Below are 22,398 nucleotides of genomic sequence, written 5' to 3'. Positions count from 1 at the left end.
AGGATGGAAAATATGGTAAATGTAATTTCGGTTGCTAACCAAAAAGGTGGCGTGGGTAAGACCACTACTACTATCAATTTAGCAGCCTCAATTGCCGACCGTGGTTACCGTGTTTTAATTGTGGATATTGACCCACAAGGAAATGCCACCTCTGGTTTAGGAATTGAAAAATCAGAGATTGACCAGGACATTTACAATGTTTTGATTGACGAAATTCCAATCCAAGATACAATTCATCATACATCAATAGCTAAGTTAGACATGGTTCCAGCAACAATCAATTTATCAGGTGCTGAAACTGAATTAATTAGCATGATGGCACGTGAAACAAGATTGAAGTCAGCTTTAGATGCAATTAGTGATCAATATGATTTTATTTTTATTGATTGTCCTCCTTCATTAGGTCAACTTTCAATTAATGCTTTTACTGCGTCTGACTCAATTTTGATTCCAGTTCAAAGTGAATATTATGCTATGGAAGGTTTAAGTCAGCTTTTGAATACTATTCGTTTAGTACAAAAGCACTTTAACAAGGACTTAGGTGTTGAAGGCGTCCTTTTAACTATGTTAGATGCTAGAACCAATTTAGGTGCAGAAGTAGTTAAGGAAGTTCAATCATACTTTAGTAAAAAAGTTTATAAAACAATTATTCCAAGAATCACTAAATTGGCAGAAGCACCAAGTTATGGTCAGCCGATTACCGAATATGCTCCAAGATCTCGTGGTGCTAAGGTATATGATGATTTAGCAAAAGAGGTGTTAAAAGCTCATGGTAAGAGACTCCAGAAGTAAAGAAAATAGAAAAAAAGGCGGATTAGGTCGTGGTATCGAAGCTTTATTTGATGATGAACCACAAATTGAGGAAACTGAAGAAGTTCAAGAACTCAATTTAAGTGAGATTCGCTCTAATCCATATCAGCCTAGAAAGCGATTTGATGATAAGAGCCTGAAAGAATTATCTGATTCTATTAAGGAAAATGGCGTTTTTCAGCCTATTATCGTCCGCAAGTCTGTTAATGGTTATGAGATTATTGCAGGTGAACGGCGCTATCGTGCATCAAAATTAGCTAAGAAAAAGACCATTCCTGCAATCGTTCGCAAGTTTGACGAAAGTCAAATGATGGAAGTAGCCGTCTTAGAAAACTTGCAACGTGAAGATTTGACCCCACTTGAAGAAGCACAAGCTTATGAAATGCTACAAAAGAATCTGGGTTTAACTCAGGAAGAAGTTTCTAAGAGAATGGGCAAGTCTCGTCCATACATTGCCAATTATTTACGTTTATTGACTTTGCCAAGCAAAACTAAGCGTTTATTGCAACATGGCGAATTATCAATGGGTCAAGCTAGAACTCTTTTAGCTTTAAAAGACAAAGATAAAATTGATAGTTTAGCCAAAAAGGTGGCCCAAGAAGGGATACCTGTTCGTAAGGTTGAAGCCTTGGTCAATGAAATGAATGCCAAAAAGCCCCAAAAGAAGGCTATTAAAAAGTCAGCCTTTATTAGAGCAAGCGAAAACCAATTGTCTAATAAATTTGGCGCAAGCGTTAATATTTCAGAGACTAAAAAGGGTAAAGGTCACCTATCAATTGATTTCACTTCTGCCGAAGAGTTGAATAGAATTCTTGATTTGTTAGGTGTTGATTTAGATGACTAAAGAAATCACTTATAATTTAGCTGATACAGTTCAAATGAAAAAGTCTCACGCATGCCAAGTCAACGACTGGGAAATTTTGCGTATGGGTGCTGATATTAAGCTGAAGTGTATGGGATGCGGCCATATGGTTATGATGCCGCGTAGCGAATTTAATCGGAAGATGAAAAAGGTTTTAACTAAAGCTAATGATCCGGTTAATGCAAAAAAAGAGCAATATGTGCCAAAAGATCGTATCGCTCGCCCTAATTTTAGATAAAATAGACAAGTAAGATAAAATATTAAAATAGTTTTTTTAGAAAAAGAGGACAACAAATGTCATTAACTGCTGGTATCGTTGGTTTGCCAAACGTTGGTAAGTCAACTTTGTTTAATGCGATTACTAAGGCTGGTGCAGAAATGGCTAACTACCCATTTGCCACCATTGAACCAAATGTCGGGATGGTTGAAGTTCCTGACAAGCGTTTAGCAAGAATCCAAGAATTAATTCCTGCTAAGAAGATTGTGCACACTACTTTTGAATTTACTGATATTGCTGGTTTGGTAAAGGGTGCTTCAAAGGGTGAAGGTCTTGGTAACAAATTCCTCGAAAACATTCGCCAAACTGATGCCATTGTTCACGTAGTTCGTGCTTTTGATGATGACAACATTACTTCAGTTACAGGTAAGGTTGATCCAGAAGAAGACATTAATACTATTAATTTGGAACTTGCAATTGCTGACCTTGATGCTGTTAACCGTCGCATTAACAAGGTAAAGAAGGTTGCTCAACAAGGTGACAAGGAAGCTAAGGCAGAAATGGCTGTACTTAACAAATTGCAACCAGTTCTTGAAGAAGGTAATGCTGCTCGTTCAATCGACTTTAATAAAGATGAACAAAAGATTGTTAAGGGCTTATTCCTTTTGACTTCTAAGCCAGTTATTTATGTTGCTAACATTGCTGAAGATTCAATGGCTGATCCAGAAAGCGACAAGTACTACCAAATCGTTAAGAAGCACGCTGAAAGCGAAGGTGCTGAATGCTTGGGTATTTCTGCTGCAACTGAAGAAGAAATCGCTGGCATGGCTGACGATGAAAAGAAGGAATTCCTTGAAATGGAAGGCGTTGAAGAATCTGGTTTGGACCGTTTGATTCGTGCCGCTTACCACATCTTAGGTCTTAGAACCTTCTTTACTGCTGGTGGTCCTGAAACTCGTGCATGGACTTTCCACAAGGGTATGAAGGCTCCACAAGTTGCTGGTGTTATTCACTCAGACTTTGAACGTGGCTTCATTCGTGCAGAAGTTGTTTCCTTCGATGATTTAGACAAGCTTGAAACTATGCAAAAGGTTAAGGAAGCTGGTAAGTTGCGTCTTGAAGGTAAGGACTACGAAGTTCAAGATGGTGACATTATCGAATTTAGATTTAATGTCTAGGAGGAAGAATGGCTGAAGAGACAAAAAAAGAACAAACAGCTTCAAATATTGATAGCGAAAAACAAGCAAAGTTAAAGCGTCAAACTGAAGCTGACAATCAAGATGAAAAAATTAAACAAATGGATCCAAAGGAATTACGTAATAAGTTAAGTAATAAAAATCAAGATTACGTTTTTCGTTTGGAAAAAGAATTGCAATTGCAAGGTTCAATTTCCCGTGCCGAAGCAGTAGAGATGACTGATAAACTATTAGGTGAAATTGTAGTGGCACAACGTCATGGACAACCAGCTAATGGTTTATACTTAGCTTCGCCAAAGATTAAGGCAGAGCAAATGCTTCATCCGGATAAGAAGCCCGTTGCAACTCCATTTTGGCAATTAGCTATTGATGGTGCATTAATGTATCTTGCAATTTTTGTTGGTTTGTTTGGAGTCGTTGCTTTATTTGAAACTAAACAACCTAAGAATTCACAAATGGGTATTTTAACCTTAGCCAGTGTTGGTATCGTAATGGGCATCGGTATGGTGAAATATAATGACTGGATAATGCCTAAAAATGGTAAGCGCCAATCATGGGCTAAAATCATTTTAGGGATGATAGGCGTTGTTGTCGTATTATTCGTCTGGATTTGGTTACTATCTCTTCCAGGCTTAAGACCTATTAACCCAGTATTGCCAGGTGAAGTAGATATTATTATTGCGGCAGTTGCATTTGGTGCTCGTTACTTATTCAGAAGATATTACAAGATCACTGGTTCACCGTTTGCACCAAATATGCAACGCAAATAATTTGCTTCTTTTTTTAAAAAAGTACATACTTAATTTAATAACGTCAAAAAAGATAAATAGGTAATAGCCTATTTATCTTTTTATTTATGAAGTGCATGGAAAGGTGGGTCTATATGGTCAAAACACTAAGCAAATCGATTAGACAATACAAAAAATTGTCATTGCTCTCACCATTATTCGTTATTGGTGAAGTAATTATCGAAATGCTGATTCCATATTTGGTCGGAATTTTGATTGATAATGGAATTATGAAGGGGAATATGCCCTATATCAGTAAAATGGGGTTGTTATTACTGATAATAACTATAGTTTCACTGATATTAGGTGCGAGTGCGAGTTATGTTTCCGCACATGCTGCAGCGGGTTTTGCATCTAATTTACGTAAAGATATGTTCTACCATATGCAGGACTATTCTTTTGAAAATATTGATCGTTTCTCAAGTGCCAGTTTGGTTACGCGTTTGACTACTGATGTTAATAACGTACAAATGGCATATCAGATGATTATCAGAATTGCGGTTAGAGCGCCAATGATGTTCATCGTTTCAATTGTGATGTCTATCATAATTAGTCCAAGATTATCTTTGATTTTCTTAGTTATAGGCCCAATTTTTGCGATTCTATTAGGATTAATTATTAAAGCAGCATATCCATATTTCCCTAAAATTTTTAGAGGATATGACCGTATGAACCAAGTCGTTCGTGAAAATGTTCGGGGTATTCGCGAAGTAAAGACTTACGTTCAAGAAAAAGATCAGATTAAACAATTTGAGAAGTCATCAGGCTTTATCTATAAGTTATTCGCTACCGCACAAAAGATTATGTCTTTAAATGCGTTAGTTGTAGCGGCTGTTTTGAACATTTCAACTTTGGCTATCTGCTGGTTTGGTGCTAAAGAAGTTGTTGGTGGCAGTTTGCAAACTGGTCAACTTATCTCAATGTTTACTTATTCAAACTCCGTTTTGTTCAGTTTGAATATTTTAGCTATGATTACTACGCAATTAGTTGTTTCAGGTGCCAGTGGTCGTCGTATTGCTGCCGTCATTACTGAAAAGCCAACTATTGAAAATCCTAAAAAGCCACTTAAGCGTTTAACTAATGGTGAAATTATTTTTGATCATGTAAGTTTTAAATATGAACTAGCTGACAAGACTGATGCGTTACATGATATCAATTTGCATATCAAATCGGGTGAAACTCTAGGAATTATCGGTGAAACTGGTTCTTCTAAGTCAACTTTGGTTTCAATGATTCCGCGTTTATATGATGTAACGGCAGGTGCCGTTCGTGTAGCGGGTCATAACGTTAAGTCATATGACTTAAAGACGTTGCGTGATAACGTTGCGATGGTTTTGCAAAACAACGTTTTGTTCACTGGTACAGTAAAAGATAACCTCAAATGGGGTAACGAAAATGCAACCGATGAACAAGTTGTAGCTGCAGCTAAGATTGCGCATGCTGATGGCTTTATTCGTGAAATGCCGGATGGTTACGATACCATGATCGAACAAGGTGGTAATAACGTCTCTGGTGGTCAAAAGCAGAGAATTACTATTGCGAGAGCCTTGCTTAAGAATCCTAAGATTTTAATTTTGGATGATTCAACTTCAGCTGTTGATACCAGTACTGAACGTGAAATTAGAACTTCTTTGGCTAAAGACATGCCAGATACAACGAAGATCATCATTTCACAAAGAATTGTTTCAATTAAGGATGCTGACCGCATCATCGTGATGGATCACGGTAAAATTCAAGATATTGGAACGCATGAAGAATTGATGAAGACTAATGAGCTTTATAGTTCAATTGCTAAGTTCCAAGAAGAACAAGGAAAGTAGGTGAGCGTTATGGATCAAGCAGTAGATAATAAAAATCAAACTAAGGGCAATCGAATTAAGATTTTGATGCGTTTGCTTAAATTAGTAAACAGTACAAGTCCATGGATGCTCATCATTTCCATGATTACCATCGTTTTAGCAGCGGCAAGTAATGTTATCGGTTCATTATTTATTGAACGATTAATCAATGATTACATTATTCCGCTAACTAAGGAAAAGGTGCCAAATTATGGTCCACTTGCGACTGCTATTGCGGTAATGTTTGGTATTTATGCCATTGGATTTTTGTCTAACTATTTGTTCAACATGTTAATGGGTGTGTTAGCTCAAAAGGTACAATTCCGTGTTCGTAACGAAATGTTCACCCACATGGAAAGCTTGCCAATTTCATACTTTGATCAAAATGAATTTGGCGATATCATGAGTCGTTATACTAACGATATCGATACCTTGATGCAGATGATTTCACAGTCCATTCCACAATTTACTAACTCAGCTTTAAGTTTGATCTTCGTTGTAGTAGCGATGTTCTCACTTAGCTGGCAACTTACTGTATTTTCATTCATTATCTTTGCCATGTCATTTGGTATCGTGCGTTTCTTGACTTTAAGATCAAGTCACTACTTCCAAGTTCAACAGAAGAAGTTGGGACAAATCAATGGTTATAACGAAGAAATGCTTAATGGGTTAAAGGTTATTAAGGTCTTCAGTCATGAACCAGAATCTAAAACAGGTTTTGATAAGTATAACGAAGAATTGCGTCAAGCTTCAGGTAAGGCCAACACCTATGCCACTATCCTTTTCCCAATTATGGGTAACATGGGTAACTTGCTCTATGTTTTAATTGCCTTTGTTGGTGGTGCTGTGGCTATTAACGGCTGGGCTCCATTATCTCTTGGTGCTATTGGTTCATTCTTGCAATTATCAAAGCAGTTTAGTATGCCAATTGCCCAGATTTCACAACAGTTGAACTCAATTGTGATAGCTTTAGCTGGTGCCGAAAGAATCTTTAATTTGGAAGATAAAGCTTCTGAAACTGACAATGGTGATGTTACAATTTCACGAGGTGCTGAAGTCGGCAGTATGTGGAATTGGAATGTTCCTGAAAAAGATGGTTCTGTTAAGAAAGTACCGGTTCGCGGACACATCATTTTTGATCATGTTAATTTTAGCTATGTTCCAGAACACCAAATTTTGCATGATATTTCAATCAATGCCAAGCCAGGGATGAAAGTTGCCTTGGTTGGTGAAACTGGTGCTGGGAAGACTACCATTTCAAATATGTTGAACCGATTCTATGATATTGATTCAGGTAAAATTACGTATGATGGTATCCCGATTAAACAAATCAAGAAGGATGATTTGCGTAGATCACTTTCAATTGTTTTGCAGGAAACACACTTGTTTACTGGCACTATCATGGATAACATCCGCTTTGGTAATCCTGAAGCTAGTGATGATGATGTTTACCAAGCAGCTAAATTGTCACATGCCGATGAATTTATTCACGATCTTGATCATGGCTATGATACTGTGATTGATGGAGACGGTGGAGATTTATCACAAGGGCAAATGCAGCTGCTCAGTATTGCGAGAGCGATGATTGCTGACGAACCTGTAATGATCTTGGATGAAGCAACCTCAAGTATTGATACTAAGACCGAAAAGATGGTTCAAGCAGGTATGGACAACTTGCTTGCTGGACGAACTAGTTTTGTTATCGCCCACCGTTTGTCAACTATCGTAAACTCTGATTTGATCTTGGTACTTGATCATGGTCATATCATTGAATCCGGTAACCACGAAGAGCTATTGAAGCAAAAGGGTTACTACTACGAGCTTTACACTGGTAAAAAAGAAATTGAATAGAAGTAAAATAGAGCACAAGTTGCTCTATTTTTTGTATTTTTCTAAAAAATAGCTTTACCTTTCAGCCTTTTATTGAAAAATAGTAAAATATAGACCATAGGGTCTGCTAAACTAGTAGATAAAGATACAGACTATAATCAATTAGCAAAATAAAGAGAGGGGTTTTCTTTATGAAAATCTTAGTTGTTGATGATGACAAGGAAATCGTAGAATTATTAAGCATCTATCTGAAAAATGAAGGTTATGAACCAATTGCGGCATATAGCGGCAAAGAAGCAATTACTAAATTAACCACGACTCCAGATATCGCTTTGATGATACTGGATATAATGATGCCAAATATGTCAGGAATTGAAGTAATTAAGGAAGTCAGAAAAGATTCAGATATTCCAATTATTATTGTTTCAGCTAAGACTGGCGACATGGACAAGATTCAAGGGTTAATCACCGGTGCCGACGATTATGTATCTAAGCCATTCAATCCACTTGAAGTAATGGCTAGGGTTCGTTCACTTCTTCGTCGTAGTCAAAAACAAGTTAAAGATGATGAACCAGATGTTTTGGAGGTAGGTCCATTAGTTATTAACCGTGATTCACACGAAGTTAAAACTATTGATGGCAAAGCAATTCAATTAACTGCTCTTGAATTTGGTATTTTATATCTTTTAGCTAGTCATCCTAACCGGGTATTTTCAGCAGATGAAATCTTTGAACGCGTATGGCAACAAGAATCTATTGTTTCAGCTAAAACTGTTATGGTTCACGTTTCACACTTGCGTGATAAGATTCAAAAAGCTACCGGCGGTGAAGATGTCATTCAAACCGTTTGGGGCGTAGGATATAAAGTCGAGGCGTAGTTAATGAAAAAAGAACGCGTCAAGCTTACTGGCGCTGAAAAAAGTGAGTTGTTTGCAGAAGGAGTGGTAACCATCGTCCTTCTGCTTTTGTTAAATTTATCAATTATTATTCTGATTCACCTGGCTATTTTGCAAGATGAGAGCTTAGTTAATGGCATTTATTTTTTGAAAAAAACAATGACATTTGCTGGTGGGTATCATCTTTGGTCTTGGCAGAATACGTTTATTATTTTGATGGAGATAGGCGATATTGTCGTTTTATATTGGCGACTGATTAGACGCTATCATCAAATGCAGCTACGCCACGTAATTTCAGAATTGCATTATATTGCAAGTGGACACTTTGATCATCGAATCAACTTTCGAGTTCGTCCAGATTTGCAACATGTGGTTGATTCTATTAATTCTTTAGTTGATAGTACGGTTAATTCAATTAATGAGGAACGTGCAATTGAACAGTCAAAAGATGAATTGATTACCAACGTTTCGCATGATATCAGAACGCCGTTAACTTCAATTATTGGTTATTTGGGATTGTTGAAAAGTGGGGTTGCCTCACCAGAAGATCAGCAAAAATACGTTAACATTGCGTATACTAAGGCTGAGCAGATGAAGTCTCTTGCCAATGATTTATTTGAATATACTACCCTTAAATCTACTAAGTTGAATTTGAGCAATTTACATATTTATTCAATGTTAGAGCAAGTTGCTGCGGGATTTGAACTAGAAGCTGAGAAAAAGGGCATAGAAATTAAAATTGAAGCTCGGCCCAAAAATTTAATCATTAAGGCTGATGCAGAAAAATTAGTGCGAGTTTATAATAATTTGATTTCTAATGCCTTTAAATACGGTATTGGCGCTACGCAGATTAAATTAGTGGCTAATCTAGTAAATAAACGTGAAGTTGAATTACGTGTAGAAAATAATGGTGAACCTATTCCGAAGAAATCATTGAAAAAGATATTTGATCGTTTTTACCGCGTGGAGACATCGCGCAATACAAAAACTGGTGGTACAGGATTGGGACTTTCTATCACCAAGGGTGTGGTTGATTTGCATCACGGAACTATTAGATGCGAATCGGATAAGAATTGGACAAGTTTTATTATTCGTTTACCACTTAATCCTAAGAAGGCAAACAGCAAGGGCTAGCTGTGTTATAATTTTGACTGAAATGTTTTAATACAACGAGGAGAAAAAATGAGTATTTCTTTAAATACCTGTATTTTAATTTTAAAAGAGCATCATTTACTTAAGTCAAGTGCAGTACAAGATACTGTAGCAACCAAGATGGAATACGTGTCATATGATTCACGTGATATCCAAACTAACACTTTATTCTTCTGTAAAGGTGCGGGCTTTAGACCAACATATTTATCAATGGCTAAAGATAATGGAGCAATCTGCTACGTAGCTGAACAACCTTATCCAGAAGGTAAAGGGATGCATGCATTGATCGTACGTGACGTATCAAAGGCAATGGCATTACTTTCAGCAGCATTCTTCCGTTTTCCACAAGATGATTTGTATGTAGTAGCATTTACTGGAACTAAGGGTAAGACTACTTCTGCATACTTTTTAAAGGGAATGCTCGACCAAGCTAATGGCGGCAAGACCGCTTTGATTTCATCAGTTAATGACGTTGTTGGACCAAAGCCAGAAGATAGTTTTAAGTCTAGTTTGACTACCCCAGAAAGTTTGGACTTGTTCCGTGACATGCGTACTGCTGTTGATAACGGAATGACTCACTTGGTAATGGAAGTTTCAAGTCAAGCATACAAGAAGAATCGTGTCTTTGGTTTAACTTATGATTTAGGTTTCTTCTTGAATATTAGTCCAGACCATATTGGACCAAATGAACACCCTAATTTTGCAGATTACTTACACTGCAAGTTGCAATTATTGGTAAATTCACGCAAGTGTATTATCAATGCAGAAACTGCTCACTTCAATGAGGTTTACGCTGCAGCAACCACTACTACTAATCCTGATAGCATTTACTTATTTGCTAGAGAAGATTTTGAAAATCCGGATTTAAAGGTACCAATTGACTTCAGATTTGCTTCTCAAGAATTAGATATGAAGGAAACTCGCTTCAAGTTATTCTGCTCTAGTGATAAGGCACGTAAATTGCCAATCAACGGTGACTATACTTTGAAGATGCTTGGTGACTTTAATGAATCAAACGGTACTGCTGCGATTATCGGTGCTGGTCTTGCAGGCCTTAACCATGATCAATGTGCTAAGGGTATTCGTGATGTAACTATTCCGGGTCGTATGCAAACTGAAAGAACTAAGAGCCACGGAATGGTTGTAGTTGACTATGCACACAATAAAGCTTCGATGATGGCTTTAATGAACTTCATGCAAAGTGAATTTAATAATCCTAAGATTATTGTGGTCGTTGGTGCACCTGGTGATAAAGGGGTATCTCGTCGTCCAGGCTTTAGTGAAAGTTTAAGTGCATATGCAGATAAAGCATTTTTGACTACTGATGATCCAGGATTCGAAGACCCTAAGAGTATTGCCGAGGAAATAGATTCAGGTATTGATCACTCTAAATGCGACGTTACAATTGAATTAGACCGTAAGAAAGCTATTCATGACGCGATTGCTATGGCTGGTCCAGATGATGTAGTCTTAATCTGCGGCAAGGGTGCAGATGCATTCCAAAAGATTCGCGGCGTAAATACTCCATATCCATCAGATATCGTAGTTGCTCAAGAAGTAATCAATGAATTAGAAGGTCAAAAAGAGCATTTTAGAAAGTAGAAGATAAGATGAAACATTTCTTTAGTATTATTGGTGGGATGGGAACCATTGCCACTGAAAGTTATGTTCGTTTAATTAACCATCGAGTAAAAATTGCGCGAGACCAAGATTATTTAAACTATATTTTGGTTAATGATGCTCAAGTTCCTGATAGAACTGCTTATATTAAGGATCATTCTAATCCTAACTTCTTTTATGATTTAAAAGATGATGTAGAAGGCCAGGATAAGCTGGGAACAGACTTTTTGGTAATGCCATGCAACACTGCGCATTATTTCTATGATGATTTGGCAGCACTTACTGATAAGCCATTCTTGCATATGATGCGGATTGCAGTGCACAATTTTATTGATAATTATCCTGATGAAAAGAAAATTGGCTTAATTGCTACAGAAGGGTCAATTTATGATCATTTATATGCCGATGAAATTCAAAAAGTTGGCAGGACGGTAGAATTAGGTGGTCCTGAGATTCAGCCGATGGTCAATGAATTGATTTATTCTGATATTAAAGAAAAAGGCATTGTTGATCATGACTTGTATCACAAGATTTTGAAAACAATGCATGATAAGTATGGCTGCAACGTTATTTTGCTTGGTTGTACTGAATTATCTTTAGCTCAAGAAAAGGCACCAGATCATCCTTATAACGTGATTGATCCGCAATCAATTATTGCTGACGTGTCAATTGAGGTTGCGCTTAAGATTCGTCACGGGATGGATCCTAAAGAAGCATGTAAGAAATATATGTATAAGTAAAAAATACCGAATCAGTGCGAAGCTGGTTCGGTATTTTGTTGGACTATAATTTACAATATTATAATATAGTAAATCGTAATATTGTAAATAGGTTATATGAGAGAATGAATGATTTAATAGATGTTTGGAACATAATAGTAAAAGAAGATTATCATGTCCCCTGGGGAATGGCTGCGCTTTATGAAGGCATAATTGCGACGATTTTTTGCCAGGTTTTTCGTTGATTAGAGAATTAATTTTGAAGGTTCATTTTGATTTTTTAGGACTATAATAAGAGCAAATGAAAATCAAAGAAGGTCTCAAAATGTATCAAGAAGATGAAAACGACTTGAAGATTTGGCTTTTGAATAATATTACTGATTTGTTAGTAAACGAAAATACTAAACCAGAAGAACGCAAAGTTTTGCTTAATGCTAAGCATCAACTCGAAACTGGCGAATCAGCTAACTATGTTTGCAACTTAATTCGTGTTGGTCTTGATCCTTTAAGCTGGCAAAGCAAGTTATCTAAGGGTGTGACTGAATTTCACTATGAGATTGCTAATGGTGTTCGCCCTGTCTCTCATCAAGCAGGAGCACTTGGTGGTGCAGCCTTAGGCTTGGCCTTTTCGGGCATTGGTAGAAGATAAAACAGAAATTAAATATAAGAAAATAGCTATTAACCTAAAATGGTTTGATAGCTATTTTTTTGCACCTCAATATAAAATTATATATTTACAACTAATAATTATCGTAATACAATAAAATTAATGAGAGGTAGATAACTCTATAGGGAGGAATGAATTATGAAAAAGTTTATCCTGAATCTAATAACGGTAATTAGCTGGATTATTGAAATATTTATGTGGTTTTCAATTGCTGTATGTACACTCATGGCAGGATCTTTTGTATTCTTATTAGTTAAAATGCCAGATGTAATCAGAGAAATTGCTAAAGAACCTGGTTTACGCCAGTATAGTAGCCAATTTTGGCATATACTACCATTTTTTATGATTATTGGTTTGATAGCTGTTATTTTCTTTAATCTTGGCATTCATAATGTGCGGCACTTGATCAAGAATATCAAGCAAGAAGTTTACTTTGATCAGGCTAACCTGCATGAATTGAAGCAATTGTTAATTAGATCAATTGTTTATACAGTATTGTCAATTATTTCCTGGGCAATTATCTTGCCAATGGACAGCACACCATTTTATCCTAATGCATATATTGCTGATCTGGTATTTATTGCGATTGTCTATGTTGTCTACTTGATCTTTAAGCATGGCTTAGCCTTACGTGATGACACTAACAAGATTATTTAGGAAGGGAGAATATAAATGAAAAATAAAGTTTTTAAATTACTTAACATCGTATCCTGGATTGGCGAAATATACTTTGTTTTGATGGCGATCTTCTATTTGATCTTTTTAGTTGCTGCAGTCATAACGCCCGGAACGCAAGGCTGGATTCGCCAGATGATGATTACTCCATTTTTTAAAGTAAGCAATGGTCCTTCAGCATGGATGGTGATTGCTGTGGCATTAATTGCCGATATTGTGATGATTGTAATTGTTCATTATTTACAAAAAATGATTGTAAATTTAAATCAAGAGAAGTATTTTGAACAAGATAACCTGCAATTATTGCAGCGGTTGCTGGCGACTGTAGGTATTTATACTATACTAAATTGGGTCAATGTCTTGTTGATTTGCGTGACTGGTGAATTTGCTAAAGCAGACCAGCTTTCTAGTGAATGGGTAGCAAGTAGCTGGAATGCCTTAATCTTTTTAGCAATTATCTATATTATTTATCTAGTATTTAAATCTGGTTTAAAGCTGCAACAAGAATCAGATACTTTTATTTAATGGGGATGAAAACAGATGATTGAAGTAACTGTTGACTTTATGCTGTTAAAAAGAAAGATGAAGTCAAAAGATTTAGCTAAAGAAATTGGGATTACACCGGCGAACTTGTCTATTTTGAAAACAGGTAAGGCACATGGTGTTCGTTTTGATACACTTAGCAAAATTTGTAAGGCATTAGATTGCCAACCTGGTGATTTGCTTAAGTATGTGCCAGATGATGAAGATAAAGGTGAAGATGATGAAAAATAAAAATGAATTTTCAGCTTTAAAATTATTTATTTCAATGCTAATTGCTTGGGCAATAGTATTTGTCGGAGCCTGGGCTGGTAAGGGTTTTAGTGCAGACTTTTTTGCAATGCCACGTTTTGTCGTAGTACTAGTTACTTCTGTTGCCGGTGCAATTGTAATTGGACCGGCGATTTATGGCTTTTTGTATATTGGCAGGAAGCATGATAAGTAAAATCCATTAGTGAAATTTTGAATTAGATATTGACAAATTAGGTAATAGATATTAGTGTATTAGTTAAGTAATACAGATGTGGAAGGACGTGTAGACATGGTCATTATGATAGTTGCAAACATAGTTTTAGTTTATTTAGCCATTTGTTTTTTAGTCAGTATGGCTAGAACAATTGGAGCAAAGCGTGAAGAATGGCATGTCTACAATGGACAAGGCATGAGTTTTGGAGAGGCTTTTGTAAGATATTTCATTGAAGATATCACGCTGGGCCAAATAACGATTTAGGAGGTGTACGTATAATGATCTACTTACTATATATTTTGATTGGTTTATTGATTGTTCTAGGTGTTAATTTAGCAATTACCGCATTTTGGGCAGTGCATGATATGTACGTACACCGAGATCGAGAAGACCAAGATTTCACTACTTTTAAAAAATATTTTGTTAAAAATAATAATATTCCAACTAAAATGTCAGATATTTTCAATTAACGAAGTCGCCGCAAGGCGGTTTTTTTGTTGGAAAAAGTTTCGGATTCCCAGTTTTAAGTTAATCGAGCGCACTATTATGCTAAAATTGAAAGCGAATACAAAAAAGGCTTGAATAGGGGAATTTTATGACTAATAAATTAATTAACTTTACTAAAGATGGACAAAAAATTATTTTAAATTATCAATATAAACCTTTAGAGTTAACAGTCTTAACTCCAGAGATTATTCGTGTGTTTCAAGATCGCGGCAACGCCAGCAATTCTTACGCCATTGAAGGCGATAAGGAAATTAAGACTGACTTTGATGTTGAAGATAAAGGCGATCATGCTGAAATAACAACTGAAAAGTTAACTGTTAAGGCATACGATGACGAAAAGATTGATGTTTATGATGAAAAAGGCGATCCGTTAATTATTGATTATCGCGGCAGTAGAACGCCAATCGATCGTCAGATGGACAAAGAGCACTTGAAGCTAGCTGAATCAGAAGGCCATGATGTTAAGAAATTGCTGGGTATGCATGATGAAAACTATTATGAAATTATCAAGACTTTAGCCAGCGATGAACAATTTTATGGCCTGGGTGATAAAACCGGCTATTTGAATAAACGCCACTATGCTTATGATAATTGGAATACTGACAATCCTGATCCTCAAGTAGAGAGCTTCACCCGTTTGTATAAGTCGATTCCAATTTTACTAGGATTAAAAAATGGTCATCCTTACGGTATCTTTTTTGACAATACTTACCGCAACCACATTGATCTAGGCAAAGAAAGCAACAATTATTATTACTACTCAGCAGTTGATGGCAATATTGATTACTACATTATTGGCGGTGATTCACTTAAGGAAGTTATCACTAACTATACTTATCTGACCGGCCGTGTACCAATGCCTCAAAAGTGGACATTAGGTTATCAACAATCACGTTGGGGCTATAGTGTCAGCCAAAAACAAGTAGAAAAGATCGCTGAAAATTTGCGCAAATATGATTTGCCATGCGATGTTTTACACCTTGATATCGACTACATGGATGGATATCGTGTCTTCACTTGGAGAAAAGATACCTATGAAGCTCCAGAAGATTTTGTTAAAAAGATGCGTAAGCTCGGCTTCAGAATTATTACGATCATCGACCCGGGTGTAAAGAAGGATGACGACTACAAGATCTACCAAGAGGGTCTTGAAAAGGGCTACTTCGTTAAGGCTCCAGATGGCACTGTTTATGTGAATGAAGTTTGGCCAGGGGATGCAGTCTTCCCAGACTTTGGTCGCAAGCAAGTACGTGAATGGTGGGCTAAGAACTGCAAGTACTTAGTTGACTTAGGTGTCTCAGGTATTTGGGACGATATGAACGAACCAGCTTCATTTAGAGGTGAAGTTCCAGAAGATGTAGTCTTCCATAATGAAGATGAGGAAACCACTCATAAAAAGATGCACAATGTCTATGGTCATAACATGGCTAAGGCAACTTATGAGGGACTTAAGAAGTACTCGGGCAAGCGTCCATTTGTAATTACTCGTGCTGCATATGCTGGAACACAAAAGTTTTCCACAGTTTGGACTGGTGATAACCAAAGTTTGTGGCCACATGTGCAAATGATGATTCCGCAATTATGTAACTTGGGGATGAGTGGTTTTACTTTTGCCGGTACTGATATTGGTGGTTTTGGTGCCGATACTACCCCTGAACTTTTGACTCGCTGGATTGAAGGCGCTTTGTTTAGCCCACTTTACAGAAACCACGCGGCTCTAGGCACTCGCTCACAAGAGCCATGGGTATTTGGTGAACCAACATTATCAATTTATCGTAAGTACTTGAAGTTACGTTACCGTTTTGTACCATACTTGTACGATGAATTTTATCGTGAAAGTAAAACTGGGTTGCCAATCATGCGTCCACTTGTTTTGAATTATGAAAATGATCCACATGTGTATAACATGAATGATGAATACATGGTGGGCGAAGACATTTTGACAGCTCCAGTTGTTCAAGAAGGTCAAACTAGCCGTGCAGTCTACTTGCCAGAAGGCGAATGGATTGATTTCTGGAATGGCGTTGAATATAGCGGCAAGAATACGATCCTGGTTGACGCTCCAATTGATAAATTGCCATTGTTTATTAAGAAGAATACGATTTTGCCATGGGGCAATGAAGTTAGCCACATTTCTGATGAGCCAGATAAGACCATGACCTTCAGAGTCTTTGGCGACAAAGGTAAGTACACTCATTACCAAGATAACGGTCTGGACTTCAATTACCAAAATGGCGAATACAACTGGTACGATGTGGAAGTTGCTGACGGTCATGTGGAAATTAAGTTGGCACATCATGGTTATGCACATGAATATCAACAGATTATAGTTAAGTTAGCTGATCGCGAAGTTGTCTTTGATTATTGCGACGGTGAATACGTAGAAAAATAAAAATAAGTTTGTAGCCATCGATTAAATTCGGTGGCTATTTTTTGTGGGTGGAAAAATATTAAAGTTGAATATTATAAGACTTCAACTAGTGTATTTCATGAACTAGTTGGAGCTTTTTTGATACCAAATCGGTCCTTCTTTACATGTGAAGCTGTCGTTTTAATATGATTTTATAAAGGGGGATGAACCAAACGCCGTTAACGCGCATAACTGGTAAAATTTTGGGCATTTTTGGTGAAATTATTACCCAGGTGTTAATTTATGCGTTAGGTTTAGCAGGTTGTTATTATGCTGCACCGTATATTGGTGGGGTTAGCTACAGTTTCAACAAGTTCAAACCGATGATCGACCAAGTCATAGGCAACCTTTTGTCCTGGAGCCTACTGTTCACGGTACTAGCTTTAGTATTATTCATCATCTTCGCCGCATTTTGTGGTGCTTTGACTGCTAAGAGCGAGAATGCAAATAAGGCAGTTTCACCTTTGACGACTGTCGGTATTGTTGGCTTCTTGATCGCAATCAACTTACAATCAGCAGGTGATCCGATCTGGGCTAAGATTTTGTCATATGTTCCATTCTTATCATCATTCATTATGCCAATGAGAGTGCTGAAAGGAAATGCGACTGGCTTTGAAGCAGGAATTTCAGCTGTGGCTGCTTTGTTAGCAATAGTAATTTCCTTTATGTGGATCAGACGTATCTATCCGAAGTTGATTTTACAAACTGACGATTTAGGTCCATGGCAAAACTTTAAGCGTGGATTGCTTAATTAGAATATTTATTTAGCCAGCAAGAAATAATCTTGCTGGTTTTTCTTCGTCATTTTTGTTTATTCTTCGTCAAATAGGGTAAAATGACTAAGAATAATTATCAGTGACTACGAAAACAGATCATGTAAATACACATGATCTGTTTTTTGCGTAAAAAATGCATAAAAATGAATTTTAATGAAGAATAATTAATGAAAATGATTATTTTTGAAGAAATGTGATTGATTTTGGAGAAAAAAGCGGATACAATAATGATCGAGGTGAAAAAGAAATGCTGACACAGGAACGCCAAAGCTTAATTGAAAACTACGTTAATCAGCACGAAGTATGCCGCGTTAGCGAGTTATGCGACTTAACTGATACATCCGAATCAACTATCCGTCGCGATCTTATTCAGATGGAGAAGAACGGAATGCTTAAGCGTGTGCATGGCGGTGCTCAATCAGTAAAAAATTTTTCTCGTGATGTTTCCCAAAACGTCCGCTTTAATTTGAATCATGACGTTAAAATTGCGATTGCTAAGTATGCAGCTCGCAACTTTGTTCAACCCGGTGATAATGTCTTTATCGATGCGGGAACGACCACATATGAGTTAGTCCCATTTTTGGCCGATGTTCCCAAGGTGAAGATCATTACCAATGGTGTTGAAACGGCGTTATGTAGCTTGAATCACGGCATTAAGACCATCTTAATTGGTGGCGAGGTCAAAGATGACACTCATGCCGTGATTGGTCAAACTGCACTCGCTCAAATTAGAGAGATGAACTTTTCAGTTAGTTTTGTTGGAGCTAACGGAATCGAAAAAAATGGCAATCTTACAACGCCAGATCCCGAAGAAGCTGCAATTAAGGCTGCCGAAATTAAACAAGCTAGACATGCCTATGTTTTAGCTGATTCATCCAAGATTGGTGAACGCAACTTTGCGGTTTTCGCCAATACCAAGGACGTTTACGTGGTAACAGATCAACTTAAATCCAGTCAAAAAGCGGCATTACCTGCCGATATCAACCTAGAGGAGGCAAAATAATGATCTATACAGTAACTGTTAACCCAGCGCTTGACTATGTTCTTCAATTAGAAAAAGTTAATCGCGGGGAAGTTAACAGAACTAATAATGATGCATTTTTAGCAGGTGGGAAAGGAATTAACGTTTCTCAAATTCTTAACCAATTAAGTGTTGATAACACTGCTTGGGGCTTTGTTGGTGGTTTCACTGGCAAGGAATTGGTTCGCCAATTAAACCAAAAGAGAATTGAAAGTGACTTCGTTACTATTTCAGACAACACTCGTGTGAACGTTAAGATTCATGCAGAAAAGGAAACTGAAATTAACGCAGCTGGTCCTAACATTACTGACCAAGAAATCACTGCTTTCAAGGATCGTTTGAACGACTTGAAAAAGGGTGACATTGTTGTCATGAGTGGTTCACTTACTCCAAGCTTACCAACTGATTTTTATCAATCACTTCTTCCAACTATTAAGGAAGCTGGTGCAGAATTCGTAGTTGATACTACTGGTCAAGCTCTTCTTGATACTTTGGAATACAAGCCATTAGTAATCAAGCCTAACCACCACGAATTGGCTGACCTCTTTGGCGTAACCTTTGATTCTAGCGACGTGATGCTTGAATACGCACAAAAGTTACTTGATATGGGTGCACAAAATGTCATGGTTTCAATGGCTGGCGAAGGTGGTTTCCTTTTGACTAAGGATCACGTATACCACGCTAAGGGTGCCGTTGGTACTGCTGTCAACTCAGTTGGTGCCGGTGACTCAATGATCGCTGGTTTTGTTGGTACTTACTACAAGACTCAAGATCCTAAGGAAGGCTTTAGAATTGGTATGGCTTGTGGTGCTGCTACTGCATTTACCAAGGATATCGCTGTGAAGAGTCAAATCGACGCAGTATTGCCACAGATTAAGGTTGAACAAATTTCTTAATTTAAAGGGGAAAGATATATGAGAATTAAGGACATATTAAGTCCTGAGTCCATGATTATGGAACTCAAGGCTAAAAACAAAGAAGATGCCATTAAAGAAATGACTGACCTTGAAGTTGCAACCGATATCGTTAACGACGAAGATGCATTTATCAAGTCCATCTGGGACCGTGAAAATGAATCTACTACCGGTATTGGTGGCGGAATTGCGATGCCTCACGCACGTAACAAGTCAATTAACAAGGCTCGTGTGTTGTTCGCTAAGAGTAAAGAAGGTATTGACTACAACTCACTTGATGGTCAACCAGTTCACTTATTCTTCATGATTACTGCACCAGCTGGTGCTGACAATACTCACCTTCAAGCTTTAGCTAAGCTTTCTGGTTTATTAATTGATCCAGAATTGGTTGAAAAACTTAAGGCTGCTAAGACTCCAGAAGAAGTTATCGATCTTTTCGAAAAGGCTGAAACTAAGAAGGACGAAGAAGACAAGAAGGCTGCCGAAGCTAAAAAGGCTAAGGAAGCTGCTAAAGCTCAAGGTAGTTCAGATGATAACAAGCCTTTGATCGTTGGTGTTACTGCATGTATCAACGGTATTGCCCATACTTACATGGCTCAAGAAGCCTTGATCAAGGAAGGTAAGAAGCGCGGTATCGAAGTTAGAATCGAAACTAACGGTTCAGAAGGTGTTAAGGATAAGTTAACCCCTGATGAAATTAAGCGTGCTAAAGGTGTTATTATTGCATCTGATAAGAAAGTTGATATGCCACGTTTTGACGGTAAGCACTTAGTTAACCGTCCAGTTGTTGATGGTATCAACAAGCCAGGTGAATTGATTGATGACATTATGGATGACAAGGCAGATGTTTACCACGCAAGTGCATCTGACAAGTCAGAAGAATCATCAAGCACTGAAAAGCCAGGCTTATGGGCAGGTATTTACAAGAACTTAATGAACGGTATCAGCCACATGCTTCCATTCGTTATTGGTGGTGGTATCTTGATGGCTATCTCCTTCATCGTAGAAAACTACGGTGGTGGTGCTAAGTCTCCTGCATTCATCTTCTTGAACAACGCTGGTAACTTGGCCTTTGCCTTCATGGTTCCTGTACTTGCTGCTTACATTGCTGAATCAATCGGTGACTTGCCAGCTCTTATGCCAGGTTTCGTTGGTGGTTACATGGCTGCGATCGTTAACGGTCAATTCCAAGTTAACGTTCAATCACACGCAACTTCACCAGCTGGATTCTTAGGTGGTATTGCTGCCGGTTTCATCGCTGGTTACTTAATGGTTGGTTTGAAGAAGCTATTTGCTAAATTACCTCACTCAGTTGAAGGTATGAAGCCAATGCTGTTCTACCCAATCTTAGGTTTGCTGTTAATCGCAGCTATTATGTTCTACATCATCAACCCAATCTTCAGTGGTATTAACTTTGCTATTACCCACTTCTTGAATGGTATGGGTACTGGTAACTTGGTACTTCTTACTACTATCTTGGCTGGTATGATGTCAATCGATATGGGTGGTCCTTTCAACAAGGCTGCTTACGTATTTGCTTCAGGTGCTTTTGCTAACGACCCACACTCAACTACTGCTGCTATCTTAATGGCTGCTGTTATGGTTGGTGGTATGGTTCCACCATTTGCTACTGCTATCGGTACTACTTTCTTCAAGAATAGATATACTTTGGAAGAACGTCGTGCAGGTGTTTCAAACTGGGTATTAGGATTCTCATTCATTACTGAAGGTGCTATTCCATTTGCAGCTGCTGATCCAGGTCGTGTAATTCCTTCATGTATTATCGGTTCAGCTGTTGGTGGTGCATTAGTTGGTTTATGGCACGTTGGTGTTCCAGCTCCTCACGGTGGTCTTTGGGTATCACCACTTGCTGGTAACATTGGTGGACCAAGTCACATTTTGTTCTACTTCTTGGCAACTATTATCGGTTCTATCGTAGCCGGTTTGATCATGAGTTTCTGGAAGAAGAACGCTAAGGACGATCCTGACGAATAAAAATATGTACTGGAGTAAAATAATTTAAGTTATTAATCAAAAAATACTCCATTATGTAAAAAACGTATTATAATATAAGTATCTTGATGATCTCTACTTGAATCAAGATACTCTGTTATGTTTTGCGCTACCTTCGGGTAGCGTTTTTTTGTGAGAAAAATTAAGGGATATATTAAGCTAAAACTAGTAAGTAGGTGAAAAAGTTGAACGATCAAATTATCCGGATCACCAGGGCTCTCAATCATCCAATTCGTATTCAGATTCTTTATTATTTAAATGATCATCAAAAAAGTAGTGTAAATAATTTGGTTAAGCAATTCGATGTGAGTCAACCAGCTATTTCACGTCATCTTAGAATTTTAGAAGAAGCTAAGTTGGTTAAAAGTGAACGGGTTAAGCAGGAAAAGTACTATAGTTTAGCTGATAATCATATTATTAAAATCTTGGATGTTTTACGTCAGCACGTCAAAGAATAGTTTGACAAGCATATAAAAATATG

Annotated in this window: 24 protein-coding genes; all 24 read left to right on the top strand. The window is 37.5% G+C overall.

Annotated features, from left to right (window positions below; translation table 11 throughout):
- Positions 1-12 precede the first annotated feature (12 nt).
- Complete coding sequence (locus CP368_RS04800; protein ID WP_098036426.1) at positions 13-792, top strand: ParA family protein; 780 nt, start codon at positions 13-15, stop codon at positions 790-792.
- Positions 770-1,654, top strand: coding sequence for a ParB/RepB/Spo0J family partition protein (locus CP368_RS04795; protein WP_087176210.1), 885 nt, complete (start codon positions 770-772; stop codon positions 1,652-1,654). The genes CP368_RS04800 and CP368_RS04795 overlap by 23 nt, the downstream gene beginning before the upstream one ends.
- Complete coding sequence (locus CP368_RS04790; RefSeq protein WP_025005907.1) at positions 1,647-1,910, top strand: DUF951 domain-containing protein; 264 nt, start codon at positions 1,647-1,649, stop codon at positions 1,908-1,910. The genes CP368_RS04795 and CP368_RS04790 overlap by 8 nt, the downstream gene beginning before the upstream one ends.
- 56 nt (positions 1,911-1,966) lie before the next feature.
- Entirely contained in the window at positions 1,967-3,067 is a 1,101-nt protein-coding gene (gene ychF / locus CP368_RS04785; RefSeq protein ID WP_098043962.1) for a redox-regulated ATPase YchF, read from the top strand.
- Positions 3,068-3,075: 8 nt separating this feature from the next.
- A complete protein-coding gene (locus CP368_RS04780; protein WP_087235900.1) occupies positions 3,076-3,855 on the top strand; it encodes a DUF1129 domain-containing protein in 780 nt (259 codons plus the stop codon).
- A gap of 113 nt (positions 3,856-3,968) precedes the next feature.
- On the top strand, positions 3,969-5,693 hold the full coding sequence (locus CP368_RS04775; protein ID WP_087176212.1) for an ABC transporter ATP-binding protein: 1,725 nt from the start codon (positions 3,969-3,971) through the stop codon (positions 5,691-5,693).
- Positions 5,694-5,702: 9 nt separating this feature from the next.
- Positions 5,703-7,562 (top strand): ABC transporter ATP-binding protein, encoded by a 1,860-nt coding sequence (locus CP368_RS04770; RefSeq protein WP_098045791.1) that lies wholly within the window; start codon positions 5,703-5,705, stop codon positions 7,560-7,562.
- Between the two features lie 170 nt (positions 7,563-7,732).
- Positions 7,733-8,419, top strand: coding sequence for a response regulator transcription factor (locus CP368_RS04765; RefSeq protein ID WP_025005902.1), 687 nt, complete (start codon positions 7,733-7,735; stop codon positions 8,417-8,419).
- Positions 8,420-8,422: 3 nt separating this feature from the next.
- On the top strand, positions 8,423-9,571 hold the full coding sequence (locus tag CP368_RS04760) for a cell wall metabolism sensor histidine kinase WalK (protein WP_025005901.1): 1,149 nt from the start codon (positions 8,423-8,425) through the stop codon (positions 9,569-9,571).
- A 48-nt stretch (positions 9,572-9,619) separates the two neighbouring features.
- A complete protein-coding gene (locus CP368_RS04755; protein WP_087176214.1) occupies positions 9,620-11,191 on the top strand; it encodes a UDP-N-acetylmuramoyl-L-alanyl-D-glutamate--2,6-diaminopimelate ligase in 1,572 nt (523 codons plus the stop codon).
- A gap of 8 nt (positions 11,192-11,199) precedes the next feature.
- A complete protein-coding gene (locus tag CP368_RS04750) occupies positions 11,200-11,949 on the top strand; it encodes an aspartate/glutamate racemase family protein (protein WP_098043963.1) in 750 nt (249 codons plus the stop codon).
- A gap of 304 nt (positions 11,950-12,253) precedes the next feature.
- Entirely contained in the window at positions 12,254-12,577 is a 324-nt protein-coding gene (locus CP368_RS04740; protein WP_025005897.1) for a bacteriocin immunity protein, read from the top strand.
- A 156-nt stretch (positions 12,578-12,733) separates the two neighbouring features.
- Positions 12,734-13,252 (top strand): DUF2975 domain-containing protein, encoded by a 519-nt coding sequence (locus tag CP368_RS04735; protein ID WP_098036413.1) that lies wholly within the window; start codon positions 12,734-12,736, stop codon positions 13,250-13,252.
- Positions 13,253-13,267: 15 nt separating this feature from the next.
- The gene (locus CP368_RS10580; protein WP_025005895.1) at positions 13,268-13,795 is read left to right on the top strand and encodes a DUF2975 domain-containing protein; all 528 of its coding nucleotides are present in this window, start codon (positions 13,268-13,270) and stop codon (positions 13,793-13,795) included.
- A 15-nt stretch (positions 13,796-13,810) separates the two neighbouring features.
- Complete coding sequence (locus CP368_RS04725; RefSeq protein WP_025005894.1) at positions 13,811-14,044, top strand: helix-turn-helix transcriptional regulator; 234 nt, start codon at positions 13,811-13,813, stop codon at positions 14,042-14,044.
- Positions 14,034-14,255, top strand: a complete 222-nt coding sequence (locus CP368_RS04720) for a hypothetical protein (RefSeq protein ID WP_025005893.1) — start codon at positions 14,034-14,036, stop codon at positions 14,253-14,255. The genes CP368_RS04725 and CP368_RS04720 overlap by 11 nt, the downstream gene beginning before the upstream one ends.
- 96 nt (positions 14,256-14,351) lie before the next feature.
- Positions 14,352-14,540, top strand: a complete 189-nt coding sequence (locus CP368_RS04715; protein ID WP_025005892.1) for a hypothetical protein — start codon at positions 14,352-14,354, stop codon at positions 14,538-14,540.
- A gap of 14 nt (positions 14,541-14,554) precedes the next feature.
- The gene (locus tag CP368_RS04710; RefSeq protein ID WP_098036415.1) at positions 14,555-14,746 is read left to right on the top strand and encodes a hypothetical protein; all 192 of its coding nucleotides are present in this window, start codon (positions 14,555-14,557) and stop codon (positions 14,744-14,746) included.
- A gap of 125 nt (positions 14,747-14,871) precedes the next feature.
- The gene (locus tag CP368_RS04705; RefSeq protein WP_098045790.1) at positions 14,872-17,175 is read left to right on the top strand and encodes a glycoside hydrolase family 31 protein; all 2,304 of its coding nucleotides are present in this window, start codon (positions 14,872-14,874) and stop codon (positions 17,173-17,175) included.
- A 182-nt stretch (positions 17,176-17,357) separates the two neighbouring features.
- Positions 17,358-17,948, top strand: a complete 591-nt coding sequence (locus CP368_RS04700; protein ID WP_098045789.1) for an ABC transporter permease — start codon at positions 17,358-17,360, stop codon at positions 17,946-17,948.
- 268 nt (positions 17,949-18,216) lie between these two features.
- Positions 18,217-18,972, top strand: a complete 756-nt coding sequence (locus CP368_RS04695; RefSeq protein WP_025005882.1) for a DeoR/GlpR family DNA-binding transcription regulator — start codon at positions 18,217-18,219, stop codon at positions 18,970-18,972.
- Positions 18,972-19,886, top strand: a complete 915-nt coding sequence (gene pfkB / locus CP368_RS04690; RefSeq protein WP_087176221.1) for a 1-phosphofructokinase — start codon at positions 18,972-18,974, stop codon at positions 19,884-19,886. The genes CP368_RS04695 and pfkB overlap by 1 nt, the downstream gene beginning before the upstream one ends.
- Before the next feature lie 18 nt (positions 19,887-19,904).
- A complete protein-coding gene (locus CP368_RS04685) occupies positions 19,905-21,899 on the top strand; it encodes a fructose-specific PTS transporter subunit EIIC (protein ID WP_098045788.1) in 1,995 nt (664 codons plus the stop codon).
- 203 nt (positions 21,900-22,102) lie between these two features.
- Positions 22,103-22,375, top strand: coding sequence for a helix-turn-helix transcriptional regulator (locus tag CP368_RS04680; protein ID WP_003630183.1), 273 nt, complete (start codon positions 22,103-22,105; stop codon positions 22,373-22,375).
- Positions 22,376-22,398: the final 23 nt, after the last annotated feature.

Source organism: Lactobacillus sp. UMNPBX17 (assembly GCF_002553735.1).
Lineage (GTDB): Bacteria > Bacillota > Bacilli > Lactobacillales > Lactobacillaceae > Lactobacillus > Lactobacillus gallinarum.
The sequence above is the reverse complement of the archived record's forward strand: the minus strand, read 5'-3'. Positions and strand labels throughout refer to the sequence as shown.